Consider the following 19,234-nt stretch of genomic DNA (forward strand, 5'->3'; position numbering starts at 1 on the left):
ATTCATGCACCATCATCTAATGACGATATTGCTGTATCCGGGTCGTTCTGAGACCAGCCAGCCCATGATCGGAGATCGAGGACTGCCAGGACAGGAACTCTTCCACCGTCAACGTATAGCGATGGCAAGCCTCCTCAAGACTAAGAAGACCACCGCGCACAGCGGCAACCACCTCAGCCTTGCGGCGAATAACCCAACGCCGCGTGTTCGCGGGTGGAAGATCGGCGATGGTCAGCGGGCTGCCATCCGGGCCGATTACGTATTTTACTCTCGGTCGAACAAGATCGGTCATTGTACTCTCTACACTAAACTTCAAGACCTATCGCAGCTGACATTACAGTCAGGGCTTTAATAATTGCCTAAACCTCGAGTCATTCTCTGGTAACTTCGGTTAATGGATCGGTCGTATTTTCGTTAAACTTTGGCCTAACTTCCAGAATTTTCGGGTTTTGACGCGAGCGTTATGCAAAAAACTCGTCTCAAGAAAAAATTCTCCGATACCACTTCTCAGAGATCGTTTGGAAAGTCGCTGCGGCGAGGCATATGATGCGGTTCTCGAGAACGGGAGCGCAGCGTACTATTGTACGTGAGCACCGGAAGCGCAGAAACTCGCGTTAGATGGCCGTCGCAGTAGAGTTTCAAACGGTCTCTTATTGGCAAGTCCGGGTCGATGCCCTATATAGAGCCGACAAAGCGCTGCGCTTATATGCCGCGACGAAAACGGATCCGCTTATGACACTGAATAATCTCGATCTGCCGGGAAGACCGGAAGACACTCGCATCGTCGTTGCCATGTCTGGCGGCGTGGATTCTTCTGTTGTGGCCGGCATCCTCAAACGCCAGGGCTATGATGTCGTCGGCGTCACCTTGCAGCTCTATGACCATGGTGCATCGACCCATCGGGCCGGTTCCTGCTGCGCCGGTCAGGATATCGAGGATGCGCGCCGCGTCTCCGAACGTCTTGGCATTCCGCATTATGTACTCGACTACGAAGCCCGTTTCCGCGAAGCCGTGATCGATCCCTTTGCCGCGAGCTATGTCAGCGGCGAAACGCCGATCCCCTGCGTTTCCTGCAACCAGACCGTAAAATTCGCCGACCTGCTGCAGACCGCCCGCGATCTTGGCGCCGATGCCCTGGCGACTGGTCATTATATTCGCAGCAGTGCAAACGGAGCGCATCGTGCTCTGTTCCGTCCTGTCGATACCGACAAGGACCAGAGCTATTTCCTGTTTGCCACCACGCAGGAACAGATCGATTATCTGCGCTTCCCGCTCGGTGGTCTGACGAAGCCCGAAACTCGTGCTATTGCCGAGGAGCTCGGTCTTACTGTCGCAAACAAGCAGGACAGCCAGGACATCTGCTTCGTGCCGCAGGGTAAATATTCGGACATCATTTCGAAACTGAAGCCGGAAGCGGCCAATCCGGGCGATATCGTCCACATCGACGGGCGCGTACTCGGTCGTCATGAAGGCATCGTCCACTATACCATCGGCCAGCGTCGCGGCATTGGCGTCGCCACCGGCGATCCGCTCTATGTCATTCATCTCGATGCGGCCAATGCCCGTGTCATAGTCGGCCCGCGCGAAGCGCTTGAAACCCGTAAGGTTTTCCTGCGCAACGTTAACTGGCTGGGTGACGACGCATTGGAAGATATTCCGGCAGGCGGCGTCGAGGTCTACGCCAAGGTTCGCTCCACCCGCCCGCCGCGTCCGGCCGTCCTGCATCATCAGGCCGGCGAGACGTGGGTCGAGCTGGTCGATGGCGAAAGCGGCATCGCGCCCGGCCAGGCCTGCGTGCTTTATTCGGACGACAGCAACACCGCCCGTGTCTTTGGCGGCGGCTTCATTGGCCGCTCCGAACGCGCCCCGCAGGCGGAAGCCATGCTGAAGCGCCTCGCCCAGCAAGGCCAGCACGCCTGATCAGTTTCGTTCGAAATTGAAGGAAATGGGGCCGTCAGGCCCCTTTTTCATGGAACTCGCGGATAGTGCCGATAATCCGGTCCTGGTCATCATTGCTCAAATATGGATGCATGGGCAGGCACAGAATGTTCTTCGGCAATGTTTCTGAAACCGGCAAACCGCCCGGCGCGCGCATATAATGCGCATAAGCTTCCTGCAGATGCAGCGGCTTTACATAATAAATCACCGACGGAATGCCGTTGGCCTGCAGGTGCGCCTTCAATCCATCGCGATTCTTCGTCTCGATCGCATATTGTGCCCAGGCCGAGCGCGAACCTTCCGGCATCAATGCCACTTTAACGATATCCTTGAGGCCATTGGCATAGCGCCCGGCAATCACCTGCCGCACTTCCATCTCGTCTTCGAGAATTGCGAGCTTTTCGATGAGGATCGCGGCCTGGATCGTATCGAGGCGCGAATTCAGACCGATACGTACATTGTCGTATTGCGTCTCGCCCTTGCCGTGGAACAGGACCGAACGCAGCACCTCAGCGAATGCCGCATCATTGGTGAACATGGCGCCGCCATCGCCATAGCAGCCGAGCGGCTTGGCGGGATAGAAACTCGTCGCTCCCACATCGCCGAAGGCGCCACACATCGCATTGTCGCGCTTGCCACCGATTGACTGCGCAGCGTCCTCGATGACGAAAAGGTTCTCGCGGGCAGCGACTGCAGACAGCGACGTATAGTCGGCGGCCAACCCAAACAGATCGACGGGTATGATCGCTTTCGGCGTAAGCCGGCCTTCCGCGCGCACAGCGGCAATAGCGGCTTCGAGCTGCTTCACATCGATATTGTAGGTGTCGGGATCGACATCGACAAAAACCGGTTCTGCACCGGCCAATGCCACCACTTCGGCAGTTGCGGCAAAAGTGAAACTCGGACAGAAAACCGCATCGCCGGGACCGATCCCCTTTGCCATCAGCGGAATAAGCAGCGCGTCGGTGCCGTTGGCACAGGCGACAACGTGCTCGACACCGATATATTCGGCCAGACGTTTTTCAAACTCGGCAACTTCCGGCCCGAGAATGTATTTACCCTCACGCACAACCTTGGCGATCGCCGCGTCGAGTTTGCCGCTAATCCGTTCACGCTGTGCGCCGAGATCGATGAACTGCATCATTGCTCCACTATCAATGTCTCCGCGAATCTGCGCCGGGAAACTGTTCGGCTACTCTATAGAAGGGCGGAGGGAGGTCCGCGAGAGTGCGCCATTTCAAAGTTTGTGCGGCCTTGTAACAACGCTTTACGTCGAGAGCAATGCATCAGGCGAAAGCGGTCCCGTGTTTATCTCTCCCCTTGTGGGAGAGAAAGGGTTTTCCTGGATTTAGCGTCTTTCGCTAAATCCTTGGAAAATCCAAGAGAGGGGATTTGGAGCGCATCATGCCGATCCCCTCTCTTGCGATTTCTAGCACTTAGCCAAGAGGCTAAGGTGCTGAAATCGCTTTCTCCCCCACAAGGGGGGAGATAAGGGTCAGGCCTTGTTATGTGCAACCGTTCCCGCGGTCAAAATCCGCAAGACGCGGATGGCTTCTTCGCCATCCGTTTTCGGTTGCCTGCGCGTCTGGATGCTCTCGATAAAACTCTGGCACTCGCGCGTCAGCGGCATGCCCTGCGCAACCTTGACGTATGTCGGCTCTTCTGTCGTCGAGGCCCACTGGCCATCATCCTGCCAGATCGAATGCTTGTAGACGGCGAGCTTCTTGTCCCATTGCTCCATGTCGTCGAACACCGCCATCGCCTTGGTGCCGACCACGGTCAGGCGGCGTTCGCGATAAGGGTTGAGCCGCGAGGCAAACAGGTGACCGCGCACATTATCCGGAAAACGCAAATGCAGGTGCGCGAAATCGCTGAGGTGGTCCAGCACGGCGGCACCCTCGCCGCGCACCTCCAGCGGCTCGGTTTCCGTGATCGCCAGGATCATCGACAGGTCGTGCGGCGCGAGATCCCACAGCGCATCGTTCTCGGTATGGAACTTCCCGAGCCCAAGCCGGTGCGAGTGGATATAGCGCACCTTGCCGAGATCGCCGGCCTTGATAAGATCCAGCAGCTTTTCGAACGCAGGATGAAACCGCAAAACGTGGCCGACCATGAAGATGCGGCCATTGTCGTGCGCGGCCTTCACGGCAGCTTCCGCGTCCGGTACCGTCAGAGCGATCGGTTTCTCGACCAGCACATCCTTGCCATTGGTAACGGCACGGATAGCCGCTTCCGCATGGAATTGCGGCGGCAGCGCCATGACGATGGCGTCGACATCGGGATGGGTGAAAAGATCCTCGACTTCTATATGCAAAACGTCCTGCTCGGCAGCAAAGCCGGCAGCACGATCGCTGTTCTGGTCGGAGACGGCATAAAGAGCGCCGAGGCTCTTCAATGTACGGATATGGTTGCTCCCCCAGTAACCGCAACCCAGCACTGCAATCCGTGGAGCCATCTTTTCAGCCTTGTTCATGTCGGCATCCAATATCCGTACGACGAAACTATGACAAGTCCCGCTTCCGGGCATTGCACTTGAATTGTGCGGAAAGGTTGGCCGTTATCTCCCCCCTTGTGGGGGAGAAAGTGATTTCAGCATCTTAGCGTCAGCTAAGTGCTAGAAATCACAAGAGAGGGGATAAATTGGCGTGCTTCCGCGGAAAAATCCCCTCTCTTGGATTTTCCAAGGATTTAGCGAAGAGGCTAAATTCAGGAAAATCCTTTCTCCTCCGCAAGGGGGGAGATAAAAAAGCGGCGTAACATTGCTTGACAGGCTGTTGCCACCCCCATATATCCCGCCCCGTCCCTGTCGATTTGACAGCGCGGCCTCCCGGTTCCTTTTGCAGGCAAACCATCTATGGGTCGCGAGACATATGGGGCGAAGTAGCTCAGTAGGTTAGAGCAGAGGAATCATAATCCTTGTGTCGGGGGTTCGAATCCCTCCTTCGCTACCATTTTCCCATCAATAACGGTTCCATGCGCTAGTAATATCGCTGGCTGTAGCTGTTGTAGCTTGTCTGTAGCTTGTCGCGACTTTTTGATTTTTTGTCAGCTGGTTTTAGAATAACCGCGTTTTCAAAAACGACGATTTTTGAGGATATTGCCGGTCTTTCGAAGGGCGTCAAACCCTTTTGAAGTACGTTCAAAGGCTGGGTCCAAGAAAGAAGGCGCGCTGCCAATGTGGTGCCTGTGCCATGATGCTGGATATGACGGTAATGATGAATTCGAGGGGCAGTGGGGTCGGCGTGTGACCAGAACCATATTGTACAGACCAGTGGGGCTGAGCCCGACGCAACCCCACCAGTCGATTTGAAGGAGAGTAAACCTAAAGAATGAAGTCGCCTGCTACTAACAGTTGGCGATGAGTTAGCGACGCGTACTCAAACATAAACTCAGGTGCTGCATCGCCGTCGATATTGCCCATGATGGCGTTGCCTCCCGATGGCGAGTAGGCAAGTACCAAATGACCTGCGGTGAAGTCCCCGCCAAAGATGAATTGCTGATTGACACCATCGTTAACGTCCGTCTGGTTAGCGTCGATGCGCGACAGATCAATCTTTGTGTGTTCCCCCGGAACACCAAGGAAGAAGATAAGGCCATCCGTCGCGGTGGGAGTACTGTCGTTCTCACTCTCATATATGAAGAGGCCGACGTTGTTGGAGCTGGTGGCGCTTGATACCGACATGAAATCTTTGCCGGCTCCTCCAATGAATCTATAGCCACCCGAGAGCTCATCGTTCCCTGCGCCGCCGATGAGCGTGTCTTGCGGGCCACCGTTGAGCTTATCATTGCCGCCAAGGCCGATGAGCACGTTTTTATCCGCATTGCCGGTGATCGTATCGCCGTATTCTGAGCCAACGACATTCTCGAAATCATTGGAGACGATATCGCCATTGGCATGACCGCCGCTGACGGTGATGTTGCCGAGCAGGTTCAACACCGACATGTTAACGGTCACCTCGGCATTGGAAAACGCATAGCTCAACGTGTCAGTGCCCGCACCGCCTGAAAGTGTGTCTGTGAGGCCCGCACCGCCATGAATAAAGTCATTGCCATTACCGCCATTGATGATGTTGATGCCGTTGTTACCATAAAGTTGATCGCTGCCCTCACCGCCATTGATATTGAGGGTGATCGCGCCGTTGTTCAGAGTAATTTTGTCGTTACCGCCAAGGCCATTGGCAAGAACGCCCAACGAAAGTCCGTCGAAGATGAGGTTATCATTGCCATCAGTGCCACGGCCAAGCCGCGGATTGGTTACCGGGTCGTTCCATTCGCCGTTGTAGACGTCTAAAAAATCCCTTCCGAAATAAATGGATTCAAGTGCCATGATCGTGCACTCCCGTTTTCGGGCTGCACGAGCCGGTTTCCCCCATAGGGCCTGTTACCCCCGCAACCAACGGGAAATAGCCTACGCCTTTATGATGAGAACACAATTAGACCCTACTGAAGAATACTTAATCAAAACGGATTAGATGGGCAAAATCGCGGCACTGCTTCTCTAGGCGTTTCAGTTCATCGTCCGGCCACGGGCTGCTTTTTTCTGGATTGATCCTTGCCCTCGCAGCCTCATCTCTGTTCAAGGAAAGATGTTTGGGCGGCGTATGCAACATTGTTTAGGTATGTTGGGCAATTACTGGAGTTAGACTGATCAAAAGAGCTATCTGTCTGTAAAAATCCAGCTAGACTTTGCCACTCGCTTGCTACAATACTATCACAGCGAGGGACGATGGCCAAGATTTCTGGAATCTTCAATGATGCTGGAACCGCACTCATGGTGCTGGCATCGCTTGGCGGCCTCATCGTTTCGATCTTCAACTACTTCAATCCCGATAGCGGTATCGCCGGTGAGCCAGGAACGCTTCTGGTGATCGCTTCCACCATACTGCTGGCCCTATTCGGTATAGCGCTCAACAAATTGAATGCTGGCTTCCTCCGGTCGTTCCTCATTGTCTCTTCCATCCTCAATATCGCCGGCACATCCTTCGCCGGGTATCTCCTGCATAGTCAAACACTTGTGATCCTTATGCTCGTCAGCCTTCTCGGCTGGATTCTTCACGTGTTCAGACGGCGTCGCGCGTTTGCCTGAACCAAGCTTTTGCAATGGTGACCGACGTGATGTGGACAAAGTATCTATTGTCGGCGTTGTCTGTTGTGGCGTTGACGGCAACTTGCGGCGAACTCCGGGCCCAGAGCGTCGAATGGAGCACCTACAACGGTGACCTTGCGGCACAAAAATTCTCGCCCCTGAAGCAGATAACACCTCAGAATGTGGGTAATCTCACGGTTGCCTGGCGCACGCATACTGGCGACGTTTCATCCGGTGGACCGCCTCCAACTGGAATGCACAATCGCCCGCCAGCCTCTGGTGCGCAGGCCGATATTCCGCCAACAGTGTGGTCGGCGACGCCGCTTTTCGTTAACGACACAGTCTATCTTGGCACGCCCTTTTACCGGATTTTCGCACTTGAACCCGATACGGGAAAAGTGAAGTGGAGCTATGACACCAATGCTGTTCTTGAAGCGCTGACGCAGCCTGACCTCAAGAACCGCGGCGTTGCTTACTGGCAGGCAGATGCCCCTGACGCTTCGCAAGTGTGCCAGAAACGCATCTATATTGGTACGATGGACGCGAAGCTGCATTCCGTTGATGCAGACACAGGCAAGCCCTGCGCGGATTTCGGCAAGGGCGGTGTCGTTGATATCAACCAGTGGAATGTTGAAAACGCCAAATGGCCGCTGTCCATTCTCCAGCCTCCGACCGTTTACAAGGATTTTCTCTTCGTTGGCTGGGCAGGCAAGGACTGGGCGGACGCTGTCGATCCACCCGGCACTGTTTTTGCACTGGATGCACGGACTGGCGCCCTGCGCTGGACGTTCCATGCCTTGAACCCAGCGGACGCCGCGAAGAGCGGCACCGCAAATGTCTGGGCAAGCATGGCTGTCGATCGTGACCGTAATCTGCTGTTTTTGCCGGTCAGTTCACCCAGTCCAAACTTTTTCGGCGGCAACAGGCTGGACGCGATCTCGCTCGGAACGTCTGTCACTGCGCTTGATGTGGACACGGGCAAAGTCGTCTGGTCGAGACAACTGGTGCACCACGATATCTGGGACCTCGACACCAATTCTGCGCCGACACTGATCGATATTCAAAAGGACGGAGCGACAATTCCGGCCCTGGTGCAGACCTCCAAGCAGGGATTCCTCTATGTCCTCAACCGCGAGACCGGCGAACCCGTCTACCCGATCGAGGAACGTCCCTTCCCGGCTTCAACGGTACCCGGAGAGACGGCAGCGCCGACGCAGCCCTACGTGCCGCTGCCGAAAGCTGTCGTGGGAGACAAATGGCCAGGTGTCTTTGGCTTGGCGGACATCGTGAGCTTCGGCTATTGCAGCCGCACCGCCGCGACGTTGCGCGACGAGGGCCGGTTTACACCGCCCAGCCTTGAAGGCTCGCTTGTTTATCCGGGTACGATTGGAGGCATCGAATGGGGTGGCGGAGCGGTCGACCCGTCGACTGGCACCTTCGTTGTCAATTACTCGAGTGCAGTGCAGATTTACAAGCTGATCCCGCGCGCTGATTATGACAAGGCAGCAACTGCCGGAGGCCTGGAAACCGGCGGTTTCTTTCCGATGACCGGCGCACCTTACGGAGTCCAGCTCACGACGTTCCTCAATCCTCTGGGGATGCCCTGCTGGAAACCTCCCTATGGTTCAATTGCTGCCTACGATCTTAAAACAGGCAAGCAGCTTTGGGACGTGCCGTTCGGCCAGGTTCAGCAATATGGCTTCTACATGCCTGAATCGTGGGGATCGATCACCCTGGGGGGCCCCGTCATTACCGCGAGCGGCTTGATCTTCATCGGCGCTTCCATGGACTCGATGGTGCGTGCACTTGATCTTGCAACCGGCAAGGTGTTGTGGAAGTCTCTCGTGTCAGCTCCGGCCGTCGCTCTTCCGGCAGTTTATGAGTATAAAGGCAAACAATATGTCGTGTTTGCAGCGGGCGGTAATTCGATCCTCACTCCAAAGGTCAGCGACGAAATTATCGCTTTCGCCCTGCCGAACTGACGCGCCATCACCATTGCAACTTAAAACCGGGTTGGCAAAAGGGGCATCGCTAATGAGACAATCCGGTTACTGGTCATTGCGATATGTCTGACGTAGCGGGTTCGTATTGGCGCAGCGGCGTTCTTGACCCGCAGGGGCCGGTTGGCGCTGCACAGAATACGATATTGCTGAACGCGACAACGATCATGCTGGCGGTGGTCATTCCTGTCATTCTGCTCACTCTCGGGTTCGCCTGGTGGTTTCGGCACAGCAACGCGCGGGCCCGTTATATGCCTGACTGGTCATATTCGGGCCGCATCGAATTGATCGTCTGGTCGATACCGGCGATGGTTGTGCTTTTCCTCGGCGGAATCGCCTGGGTCGGCTCCCACGATCTCGATCCAGGCAAACAGATCGCTTCCGCCGCCGCGCCACTTGACGTTCAGGTGGTCTCCCTCGATTGGAAATGGCTCTTCATTTATCCCGATCTGGGCGTCGCAAGCGTAAACAGCCTCGTGGTGCCGGCAGGTGTTCCGATACGCTTTCAGCTGACGTCGGCAACTGTGATGAACAGTTTTTTCGTGCCACAGCTCGGCAGCCAGATTTATACGATGGAGGGCATGACGACGCGGCTCAATTTGCTCGCAGACAAGCCGGGGAAATATCCGGGGCTATCGGCGCAATTCAGCGGCGAAGGCTTTTCGGATATGCGCTTTATGGTCGAGGCAATGCCGCAGCAAGCCTTCGACCAGTGGACCGCAAACACGCGCGCCGCTGGCGGGAATTTGGACAAGGCGAGCTACGCGCAGCTGGCGCGTCCAAGTTCCGCGGTAGCATCGTCCACCTTTGGTCAAGTCGAGCAAAACCTGTTCAATGACATCGTGAATGCAAATAACCCCGTATCCGGCACATCCCCCGCCGGACACCATTCGGCACCCTCAATTTCTGACGGAACCTGACATGCTCGGAAAGCTCAGCTGGGCCGCCATACCTTTCGACCAGCCCATTCCCATGGTCGCATCACTGATGGTCATACTCACGATCTCGGCGATATTGCTGCTTGTCATGTGGAAAGGCTGGTTGCCGTATCTCTGGTCCGAATGGATCACCAGCGTCGATCACAAGCGCATTGGCGTCATGTATATCCTGCTTGCGCTTGTCATGCTCGTTCGGGGCTTTACCGACGCGATCATGATGCGCGCGCAACTGGCACTGGCCGCTGGCGGGGCGCAGGGTTACCTGCCGCCGGAACACTACAATCAGATATTCTCGGCTCATGGCACGATCATGATTTTCTTTGTAGCGATGACCTTCATGGTCGGTCTGATGAACTTCGTTGTGCCTCTGCAACTCGGTATCCGCGACGTGGCGTTTCCCGTGTTGAACTCGGTCAGCTTCTGGCTGACGGCGGCAGGTGTATTGTTGGTGAATATGTCACTCGTCATTGGCGAGTTCGCACGGACAGGGTGGCTGGTCTACCCGCCTCTGTCGGAATTGGCCTATTCGCCCGGGGTTGGCGTCGATTATTACCTCTGGGCGCTGCAGATATCCGGCGCGGGCACGCTTTTGTCAGGCATAAATCTGACGACGACCATCCTGAAGCTGCGAGCACCCGGCATGGGCTATATGAGGATGCCGATCTTCTGCTGGACAGCACTCGCTTCCAACCTACTGATCGTTGCGGCTTTCCCGATCCTGACCGCGACCTTCGCGATGCTCCTTCTGGATCGCTACCTCGGATTTCATTTCTTCACCAACGAGGCTGGCGGTAACGCCATGATGTATATCAACCTCATCTGGGCCTGGGGTCATCCTGAGGTCTATATCCTGATCCTGCCCGCATTCGGCGTTTTCTCCGAGGTCATCGCCACCTTTTCCGGCAAGTCGCTGTTCGGTTATCGCTCCATGGTCATCGCCACCATGGCAATATGCGTGCTCTCGTTCATGGTGTGGTTGCATCACTTCTTCACGATGGGCGCAGGAGCCGACATCAACGGCTTCTTTGGGATCATGACGATGATCATCGCGGTGCCAACCGGCGTGAAAGTCTTTAACTGGTTGTTCACGCTTTATGGCGGCCGTCTCCGCTTCGACGCGCCGGTTTATTGGGCGCTGGGCTTCATGGTCACTTTTGTCGTTGGCGGCATGACAGGTGTGTTGCTTGCAATTCCCCCAGCGGATTTCGTCCTGCACAACAGTCTGTTTCTCGTGGCGCATTTCCATAATGTGATCATCGGAGGCGTGCTCTTTGGAGCTTTCGCAGGATATACGTTCTGGTTCCCCAAGGCTTTTGGTTTCAAGCTGGACGAGCGTATCGGCAAGGCAATTTTCTGGTGCTGGTTCATTGGTTTTTATCTGGCCTTCATGCCGCTCTATATCCTCGGCCTGATGGGCGCGACGCGGCGGATGCAGCACTATGATGTTGCCGGGTGGCAGCCTCTGATGCTCGTCGCGCTGCTTGGCGCAATCGTCATCCTCGCCGGTATCGTCCTCACCGGCGTTCAACTCGTCGTCAGCATCCGCACACGTGACCAGCGACGCGATCTTACCGGCGATCCATGGAATGGGCGCACGCTCGAATGGTCCACACCTTCTCCGCCTCCTGCATGGAACTATTCGGTCTTGCCGGCGGTAAACGGCCTTGACCCTTACTGGGAAGCAAAGAAAAGTCCCCAATCCCAGCGTCAAAATGGTCCCGAACCGGAAACAATCGCAGTTCCACGCAACAGCCCCATAGGGTTCGTGCTGGCATTCTTCGCCGTCGTCACCGGCTTTGCCCTGATTTGGCACATCTGGTGGATGGCTATTGCCGGATTGATAGGGGCTCTCATAACCATTCTTGCCCACGCCTGGCGCGTTTCCGACGAGGTCGAGTACATCGTTGAGAGCGAAGTGTCGCGAGCAGCCATATGAGTGCAAGTTCATCGGCTCACTCAGAGGTTCGCGAGATTCCACTATCGGAACGCGGCCCCGCGCCGACAAATGTGGTGGTCAGCTTCGGTTTTTGGCTGTTTCTCCTGAGCGACATCGTCATATTTGCGGCGTTGTTCGCGGCGTTTGCGGTGTTGTCGCATGAGACGGCGGGCGGACCTTCGGGAGACGATCTGTTTGATCGTAACCGCGTCCTTCTGGAGACCGCTATCCTTCTCGCGTCAAGCTTCACCTGCGGACTGATGTCGTTGGCCGTCGAACAACGCAAACTGATCCCGGCCGCCGCCTGGGGCGCGGTCACATTCCTGCTCGGCGCGACCTTTGTCGGCATGGAACTGTCTGAATTCCATGGCATGATTGAGAGCGGTGCCGGACCCGATCGCAGCGCCTTCCTCTCCGCCTTCTTCACTCTGGTGGGCACACATGGCCTGCATGTGTCGGCGGGGTTGTTCTGGTTGCTGGTGATGTTCGCGCAGGTTCTGACGCTCGGTTTCCGTCCGATGGTCCTGCGGCGGCTACGCTGTTTCAGCCTGTTCTGGCACGCGCTCGATATTGTCTGGATTGGTGTTTTCACAATCGTTTATCTTGGAGCCCACTAATGGCAGAACCCATTGAAACGACCGAGGATCAAGAGGCCGGTGCACCGCGCGTGGCCGGGGGAAGTTGGCAGGGCTACCTTATCGGGCTGGTCTTTGCGATCATATTGACGCTGGCTTCATTCTGGGTTGCAGGAACCGATATGATCTGGGGACCGGGCGTGCCGATCCTGCTTGCCGTATTGGCGATTGCCCAGATGGGCGTCCACCTCGTCTTCTTTCTTCACATTTCGAGCGCACCCGACAGCCTCAACAACATCCTTGCGCTGGCCTTCGGCGTCTTCGTCGTTGCCCTTGTTGTGTTCGGTTCAATGATCATCATGGCCAACCTCAATGCGAACATGATGTCGATGCCGGAACTGATGAATATGCAACGCTAGCCAAGGTCGGATGTAGCGCTCTTGCGCCGTATGAGATACTAGGATCGCGGGCGCGACTGCCATTAGCTTGGGGTCGGGCGGGCGATTGACGTCTACCTCGCTGCCACGAACGAACGTGACCGCCCCTTTCCTCAATCGAACGAGCTACTTTCCGGCACATGAGCAGCAAGTATCTTCCCGGTACTGCTCGTCCATAGGGTGATTCGAGCAGAGCATAGGGGGACGAATGCTGACTGTTTCGTTGTTCTTGGGCGTATATCTGGCGGGAACCAGGGTTGAACAGGGTGATGCCGTCATGCAGGCCCAGTTTGATCTGATGAAATTATCCTACGCCTGCAGTGACCCTCTCTACAGGACGAAGAGGGATTCCGTCAGACGCTGGGTGAGGAAGTTCGACACCGATACGACTTTCAAGGACGAGGACGTATCCAGTCTGGACAGTGGCTTGAAGAATGGCACGACCCGGCTGAGCAAGCCCATCAACAAGGGTGATTGTATCACGCTCCTCACCGAGGCGCAGGCAAAGGTAGACCAGCTCTTCGAGGAATTCAGCCGCTAGAGCCTCCCCTTCCGTCATCCTCGGGCTTGACCCGAGGACCCATTGGGGATGCGCAAATCCCGGCGTCGTGATCTTGTTTCTTCGCGCAAGTGTGGGTCCTCGGGTCAAGCCCGAGGATGACGGAGAGGTCGGGGACCCGCAAGCAACGCGCGTATCTCAAACGCCATTGTGAATTGACCGTGCGCGCCCCAGCGTGCAGTTTTTGGCATCGCCACTAGGGAAACCAAAACAGCGCTCCCGGCCCCCCTTTATACGTCTGTTGAAAGGGCCGCGCTTTTGGAGGCAAAGATGCGACTATTCTTGATGCTCGTTCTAATGGCCTTGAGCGGCTGCGTGTCCAATGGCTCTCCGCCGGACAATGATGGCATACCACGCCGGCCGTCGTGGGCCGGAAACAACTGACAGCCAAAGTCGCGTGATCCTCAAACTCCAAGCATCATCGTGATGTGATCGGCAAGGCGCAAGGTCAGCGCAACAATCGTCAGCGTCGGCATATCGTTGCCGCATGTCGGGAAGACCGAACTGCCGGCGATGTGCAAATTATGCATGCCGTGGACTTTACAATTCTGATCCACCACACCAAGGCGCGGGTCCACATGCATGCGCGTCGTTCCCATGTGGTGATTGCAACCGATGATGGGATGCTGCTGCCCTTCGTCCTCCTGCTCCATATCGACACGCGCCATACCCGAACCTTCGAGCTGCTCCTTCATCAATCCCAGCATGCGCCGGTGCGTGCGCTTCTCAAGATCGCCCACCCGCCAGTTCAGTTCCGCCCGGTTCAGGCCGAGACTGTCGCGTTGCCGGGAGAGTGTGACACGGCTCTCGCGATCCGGAACCGGCTCGACAACACTCTCGATCTGGAAATGATCCGATTTCGCAGCAAGCTTCAGCCTGCGATAGATCAAGGACGCCATCAGGTTGGGACTGCCGCGCGCCACAGTAGCGAAGGTTCGCAGCTTGATGTCGCGGTAGTTTCTTCGTTGAATTGCGCTGTAGAGTTCATGAAAGCGTTCGGTGACGTCGCTGTTTTCCCCGGCCCGGCACGCGCGGAAATAGGTCCTGCACTGGACTAGCTTTTCCTCCCGCTGCACGTGCTCGGCAAGACCGAAATGGGCGCTGGCGCTGGTGCCATCCACGGCAAGCTCGGGATTGTGATACGTGTGACGCGCATCGTAAAAACGGAACGCCGCCGCGGTGCTGGACGGCATCACCTGCCCTTGGCGGATACGCGGATGTTCCATGAAATAACGGCCCACCACATCGTGCTCGTTGCCAAGCCCAGCCGGTGCCACCTTGTTCGAAAGAAGCATGAGCCGGGCGTTCTCGACACCGCCTGCAGCCAGGATAGTCCGCTTTGCCCGGACGAAAAACGGCTTCTGCGCTGACGACACAACGTGGACACCCGTCACAACGGAAGCGTCATCATTGGTGGCGATCTCGGTTACGTTGGCGTTGAGAAGCACCTTGGTCGTCCTGGCAGCGGCCAAAGCAGCGCGGTAGTCGCGTCCAAACCGCGTCGGAGGGCTGAATTTGCTGACGATCGTCTCGAGCGATCCATCGTTCAACTCCAGCAACTGGACCTGTTTGGGAGAAAGGTGCTCGCGCCAGAACTGCGGTTCAAAGCTATGGTCATTGACCTTAACGAGATCGTTCGCACGGTGATAGTAGCGTTCCACTTCGGTTAGATCGATTGGCCAGCCGCTGTTTGGAACCCAATCCCTTCGCTCGAAATCGATGTCTATGAAGGGCCGTATCCATCCGCCCCAGCAATTGGAGCTGCCGCCCAGTTGCCGCGTTCTGGTGGCGTGAAGATCATAGTCAAGACCAACATTTTCGCTGCGATAGAGCGCTTGCGATTGAGCGTTGAACTTGAGTCCGCCGCCTTCAAGGACGCATGTTTCTATGCCGCGCCGCGCAAATTCCAAAGCAAGCGTTATACCTGCCACCCCGCCGCCGATAATGCAGATTTCCGTATGGAGTACAGATCCGCATGGAAGTTCTCTCGCATCGATAAACATACGCTTACAAGGCCCCCGTTCCCCCTGGAGTACTCCTGTAATTATACCGTTAGAATTAGCCGGAGAAAAATGCGCCACGGCGGGTGAAAGGCGTAGTCTCTTTGGTGGATACCCCCGTCCTTTGATTGCTTTTCAATGCTCCAAAGGTGGCGCAACCACGCACAGCCACGTCTGCGCCACGTAACGGAATCGAGAACCTTTTGCCGGTTCGAATAGTGCTACAAGGGACACCCCAATGGGGCGCTTTTGAATCTTTCCAGCGTCTGTTACACTCTTCCCATAATCAATAAAATACGGGGAACCATCATGCATCGCGGTCTGAGGTGCGGAGTTTTTCTAGCAGGGGTTGTATTTTGCGCTTTTGCAGGTGCGGTCGCGGCGGACGACAGCAATGACATCGCGACGGGAGAGAGGCTCGCGGCGTTCCTGCGTGCTGGTCGCACTGTGATTTCCGGCCACCAAAAACTGATCAACGACGCATCGATAGGCGACAAGCATCTGACGGGGCAACGTGTTGCTGACGAGACGCTTGAAATCTTCGCCAAGGGAAAACCTGCGCCAGAAGACAGTTTCGATGCGGACGACAAAAAGCTTTTTGACGCCCAGGTCGCTGCCTTGCGCGAAGTCGTCGATGAGCATCAAAAGATGATCGATGTAGAGGGCGTGGGTTTCAAGGGCTTTATTCCCGCCACGTTTGCCCGCCTCGTCAATGAACGCTTCGGGGAAAAAGTCGGCGATCAGGCAAAGATGAAGGTGACAGCTCCAGAGGAACTCGTGCGGAATCGCAAGGCCCTGCCCGATCAATGGGAACAGCAGGTCATCGAACAGAAATTCATGTCCGCCGATTGGCCAAAAGGCAAACCCTTCGTCGAAGAGGTTCCCATGAACGGCCGTCCTGCGTTTCGCATGCTCATTCCCGAATATTATTCCGCTTCGTGCCTCAGTTGCCACGGAACACCCAAAGGGGAGATGGATATCTCCGGCTATCCGAAAGAAGGCGGTGCAGAAGGCGATCTGGGCGGTGCAATGAGCATCACACTGTTCAAATGAGCGCTTTCAATGCCATTCGGTCCCGCATCGGCCGGCTCCTGGAACGGAAGATACCACTGCGACTCGCCTGCCTTTCGGCGGCCCTGTTGGGAGCGCTTCTTCTCAGTGTCGCCTTCATGGCCCATGACCTTCTCGACAATCAACGGCGTGTCCAAGTGGCAAACGCGCGTTTTCACATGTTCAGCGAGGCCGCCAAGGCACACAGGCATTTTGGTGAAATGCGCTATTGGCTGACCGATCTGTCGGTGAGCCTCCTGACGCTGTCGGAGCGTCGCGCCGAAACCGCAAGAACTGCCCTCGATGCGGATTTGGCGCGCATCAGGGAGTTTGCTCCCGACGCCGCCGATATGATTCAGAAGGGGGCAAAGTCCTATTACGATCAAGCGATGGAAGCCGTCGATGCCTACACCAACGACAACCGCGTCGTCGGCAACACGCGCCTCGCCGCAGCAAGAAGTTACAGCGACGAAATAGACGGCGTACTGACGGCGCTTGAAACACGCCTCGAAACTGAAGCCGATGGTGCGCGCGATATGGCCGTCAAGACGATGCGGAATACCTTTAACCGCGCCATGATTGCCGTCAGTGCCATTACCATCGCCGGCGCGATCATGACGTGGCTGGTGCTTCGATCCATCCTTGTACCACTGGGGCGCGTCGACAGGGCCATGGCTCAGCTTACCGAGGGACGCGAGGATGTCGAACTGCCTCCCGAGGGTCGCGACGAGTTTGGCCGGCTCGCGACGACATTGCGTCTGTTGCGCGATGGGCAGGCAGAGCGGCGCGTGCTTGAAGCAGCTGCGGAACACCAGCGCAACACTGTCCGGACTGCGATCGAAACCATTCCCGATGGCTTTGCCCTATTCGACGCCGACGACAAGCTTGTACTCGTGAACCAGCGCTATCTGGAGATTTTCCCCGAGACAGCGGACCTTATGACACCCGGAACCAGCTTCGAAGAAATCATGCGCGCGCAAGCGGAGCGTGGCCGGACCGAAATAGATCGTGCCGAGCGGGAGGCTTGGCTCAAGGAGGCAATGCGCCGCCAGCGGGACCCGCAAGGTACAATGGAACGGCAGTTTGCCAACGGCACCTGGATACGCGTTGCCAAGCGCAAGACGCCGGAAGGCGGTACGGTCGCGGTCTATACCGACATCACTGATCTGAAGCACCGTCAGACGGAGCTTGAGGAAGCAAAGCGCGGCGCGGAAGTCGCCAGCCAGGAAAAGAGCCGTTTCCTCGCCTCGATGAGCCACGAACTGCGCACGCCGCTCAATGCGATCATTGGCTATAGCGAAATGCTGATGGAGGATGCCAGTGATTGGGGCAAGCCAGGTTTTGTCGCCGATCTCGGCAAGATCATGGGATCGGGCCGTCACCTTCTTGCATTGATCAATGATGTGCTCGATCTTTCGAAGATCGAGGCGGGCAAGATGGAGCTCTACGTCGAGCCTGTCAGCCTGAAACAGCTCTTGGTCGATGTCGAAAGCACCGTTGCTCCGCTGATCACCAAAAAAGGCAATCGCCTGACGGTCACCGTATCGGTCGAGCCTGATGAAATCGAAACTGACAAGACCAAGCTGCGGCAAAACCTTTTCAATCTGCTCTCGAATGCCGCCAAATTTACCGAGAACGATGAGATCCGGCTGTCGGTCCGGCGCTATCAGGATGACGACAGGGGCGATCTGGTGGAATTCGCTGTCAGCGACAACGGTATCGGCATGACAAAGGAGCAACAGGCAAAGCTCTTCCAGGCGTTCGTGCAGGTCGATGCATCCACCACACGCAACTATGGCGGAACCGGTCTTGGTCTCGCCATCACCCAGCATTTCATCAAGATGATGGGCGGTGCGATCGAGGTGGAAAGCAAGTTCGGCGAAGGCTCGACCTTCCGGTTCACAATACCGGCAAACGGCACAATACCCCTCGCCGAGGAAACCGCTCCGCAGGTGGAGCTGCCTGATAACGCGCGGCGCGGAACAGTTCTCGTCATCGACGATGAAGCGCGGGCCCGCAGATTTATTTCTGACACTGTCCGCAGCGCGGGCTTCAACGTCATCGAAGCCGCCGGCGGCGAAGAGGGCATGGCAAAGATGCGCAAATCGCGCCCGGACGCGATCATTCTGGATGTTATCATGCCCGGTCAGGACGGCTGGTCGGTGCTGCGAGAGATCAAGTCTGACAAGGCGCTGCGCGATATCCCTGTGATCCTTGCAACCGTCGTCGCGGATCGGGAGATGGGGTTGGCCTTCGGCGCAGCAGGCCATCTGGTCAAGCCTATCGATCCGCGGCAGCTCGTTGAAATGTTGAACGCTGTGGCAGGCGCCGGGCAGCACGACGTGCTCATTGTAGATGATGACCCGGCAACGCGGGAACTTTTCCGGCGGGTCCTCGTTCGTGAAGGCTGGCGGGTTCGGGAGGCCGTCGATGGCCAGCGTGGGCTTGCGGAGCTTGAGGCAGGGCGCCCCACGGTTATGGTCCTCGATTTGATGATGCCCAACATGGACGGTTTCGCGCTGCTTCGGGCTATTCAGGACCGGTCTGACCTCGTCGATATTCCCGTCGTCGTCGTCACATCGAAGGACCTTACTCGAGACGAACTGAATTGGCTCAATACGCGTGCGAGTGAAGTTGTCAGAAAGGGAACCAAAGGCCGCGCCGACCTGATCGCAGCCTTGAAGCGGCATGTGCCGCTCAGCGAAGATGCTTGAG

At 56.6% G+C, this 19,234-nt stretch carries 15 protein-coding genes and 1 tRNA gene; 11 read left to right on the forward strand and 5 right to left on the reverse strand.

Annotated elements, in window-relative coordinates; genetic code table 11:
- Nucleotides 1–16: 16 nt before the first annotated feature.
- Entirely contained in the window at nucleotides 17–292 is a 276-nt protein-coding gene (sciP, locus tag LB462_RS26290) for a CtrA inhibitor SciP (protein ID WP_091878079.1), read from the reverse strand.
- A 440-nt stretch (nucleotides 293–732) separates the two neighbouring features.
- Here sciP and mnmA point away from each other — a divergent pair, with 440 nt between their 5' ends.
- The gene (gene mnmA, locus LB462_RS26295) at nucleotides 733–1,920 is read left to right on the forward strand and encodes a tRNA 2-thiouridine(34) synthase MnmA (RefSeq protein WP_224514199.1); all 1,188 of its coding nucleotides are present in this window, start codon (nucleotides 733–735) and stop codon (nucleotides 1,918–1,920) included.
- A gap of 34 nt (nucleotides 1,921–1,954) precedes the next feature.
- Here the strand turns inward: mnmA and LB462_RS26300 are convergent, their stop codons facing one another.
- Both LB462_RS26300 and LB462_RS26305 read right to left on the reverse strand, forming a co-directional pair.
- Entirely contained in the window at nucleotides 1,955–3,079 is a 1,125-nt protein-coding gene (locus tag LB462_RS26300) for a DegT/DnrJ/EryC1/StrS family aminotransferase (RefSeq protein WP_224514345.1), read from the reverse strand.
- A gap of 354 nt (nucleotides 3,080–3,433) precedes the next feature.
- Nucleotides 3,434–4,393, reverse strand: coding sequence for a Gfo/Idh/MocA family protein (locus tag LB462_RS26305; RefSeq protein ID WP_224514347.1), 960 nt, complete (start codon nucleotides 4,391–4,393; stop codon nucleotides 3,434–3,436).
- Nucleotides 4,394–4,812: 419 nt separating this feature from the next.
- On the opposite strand from LB462_RS26305, the gene LB462_RS26310 reads away from it, so the two are divergent.
- Nucleotides 4,813–4,889, forward strand: a tRNA-Met gene (locus tag LB462_RS26310).
- Nucleotides 4,890–5,260: 371 nt separating this feature from the next.
- Here LB462_RS26310 and LB462_RS31345 read toward each other — a convergent pair.
- The gene (locus LB462_RS31345) at nucleotides 5,261–6,265 is read right to left on the reverse strand and encodes a calcium-binding protein (RefSeq protein WP_304610457.1); all 1,005 of its coding nucleotides are present in this window, start codon (nucleotides 6,263–6,265) and stop codon (nucleotides 5,261–5,263) included.
- A 399-nt stretch (nucleotides 6,266–6,664) separates the two neighbouring features.
- Between LB462_RS31345 and LB462_RS26325 the strand changes: the two genes are divergently transcribed.
- The 7 genes from LB462_RS26325 to LB462_RS26355 all read left to right on the forward strand — a co-directional run bounded on the left by LB462_RS26325 (nucleotide 6,665) and on the right by LB462_RS26355 (nucleotide 13,451).
- Nucleotides 6,665–7,024, forward strand: coding sequence for a hypothetical protein (locus LB462_RS26325; RefSeq protein ID WP_224514201.1), 360 nt, complete (start codon nucleotides 6,665–6,667; stop codon nucleotides 7,022–7,024).
- 29 nt (nucleotides 7,025–7,053) lie between these two features.
- On the forward strand, nucleotides 7,054–9,006 hold the full coding sequence (locus tag LB462_RS26330) for a pyrroloquinoline quinone-dependent dehydrogenase (RefSeq protein ID WP_224514350.1): 1,953 nt from the start codon (nucleotides 7,054–7,056) through the stop codon (nucleotides 9,004–9,006).
- A gap of 83 nt (nucleotides 9,007–9,089) precedes the next feature.
- Nucleotides 9,090–9,944, forward strand: a complete 855-nt coding sequence (gene cyoA / locus LB462_RS26335) for a ubiquinol oxidase subunit II (protein ID WP_224514203.1) — start codon at nucleotides 9,090–9,092, stop codon at nucleotides 9,942–9,944.
- Nucleotide 9,945: 1 nt separating this feature from the next.
- Nucleotides 9,946–11,898 (forward strand): cytochrome o ubiquinol oxidase subunit I, encoded by a 1,953-nt coding sequence (gene cyoB / locus LB462_RS26340; protein WP_224514205.1) that lies wholly within the window; start codon nucleotides 9,946–9,948, stop codon nucleotides 11,896–11,898.
- A complete protein-coding gene (cyoC, locus tag LB462_RS26345; RefSeq protein ID WP_224514207.1) occupies nucleotides 11,895–12,515 on the forward strand; it encodes a cytochrome o ubiquinol oxidase subunit III in 621 nt (206 codons plus the stop codon). Before cyoB ends, cyoC begins: the two co-directional genes overlap by 4 nt.
- Nucleotides 12,515–12,892, forward strand: a complete 378-nt coding sequence (gene cyoD / locus LB462_RS26350) for a cytochrome o ubiquinol oxidase subunit IV (RefSeq protein WP_112530580.1) — start codon at nucleotides 12,515–12,517, stop codon at nucleotides 12,890–12,892. Before cyoC ends, cyoD begins: the two co-directional genes overlap by 1 nt.
- 226 nt (nucleotides 12,893–13,118) lie before the next feature.
- Nucleotides 13,119–13,451, forward strand: a complete 333-nt coding sequence (locus LB462_RS26355) for a hypothetical protein (protein ID WP_224514210.1) — start codon at nucleotides 13,119–13,121, stop codon at nucleotides 13,449–13,451.
- 422 nt (nucleotides 13,452–13,873) lie between these two features.
- On the opposite strand, the gene LB462_RS26360 is transcribed toward LB462_RS26355, so the two are convergent.
- Nucleotides 13,874–15,472 carry an FAD-dependent oxidoreductase gene (locus LB462_RS26360; RefSeq protein ID WP_224514211.1) on the reverse strand — a complete coding sequence of 533 codons (1,599 nt, stop codon included), beginning with the start codon at nucleotides 15,470–15,472 and terminating at the stop codon, nucleotides 13,874–13,876.
- A gap of 306 nt (nucleotides 15,473–15,778) precedes the next feature.
- Between LB462_RS26360 and LB462_RS26365 the strand changes: the two genes are divergently transcribed.
- The gene (locus LB462_RS26365) at nucleotides 15,779–16,522 is read left to right on the forward strand and encodes a Tll0287-like domain-containing protein (protein ID WP_224514213.1); all 744 of its coding nucleotides are present in this window, start codon (nucleotides 15,779–15,781) and stop codon (nucleotides 16,520–16,522) included.
- Nucleotides 16,519–19,233: an ATP-binding response regulator gene (locus LB462_RS26370; protein WP_224514215.1), complete on the forward strand. Its 2,715-nt coding sequence runs from the start codon at nucleotides 16,519–16,521 to the stop codon at nucleotides 19,231–19,233. Before LB462_RS26365 ends, LB462_RS26370 begins: the two co-directional genes overlap by 4 nt.
- The last annotated feature ends 1 nt before the right edge of the window (nucleotide 19,234 follow it).

This window comes from Phyllobacterium chamaecytisi (genome assembly GCF_020164455.1).
Lineage (GTDB): Bacteria > Pseudomonadota > Alphaproteobacteria > Rhizobiales > Rhizobiaceae > Phyllobacterium > Phyllobacterium chamaecytisi.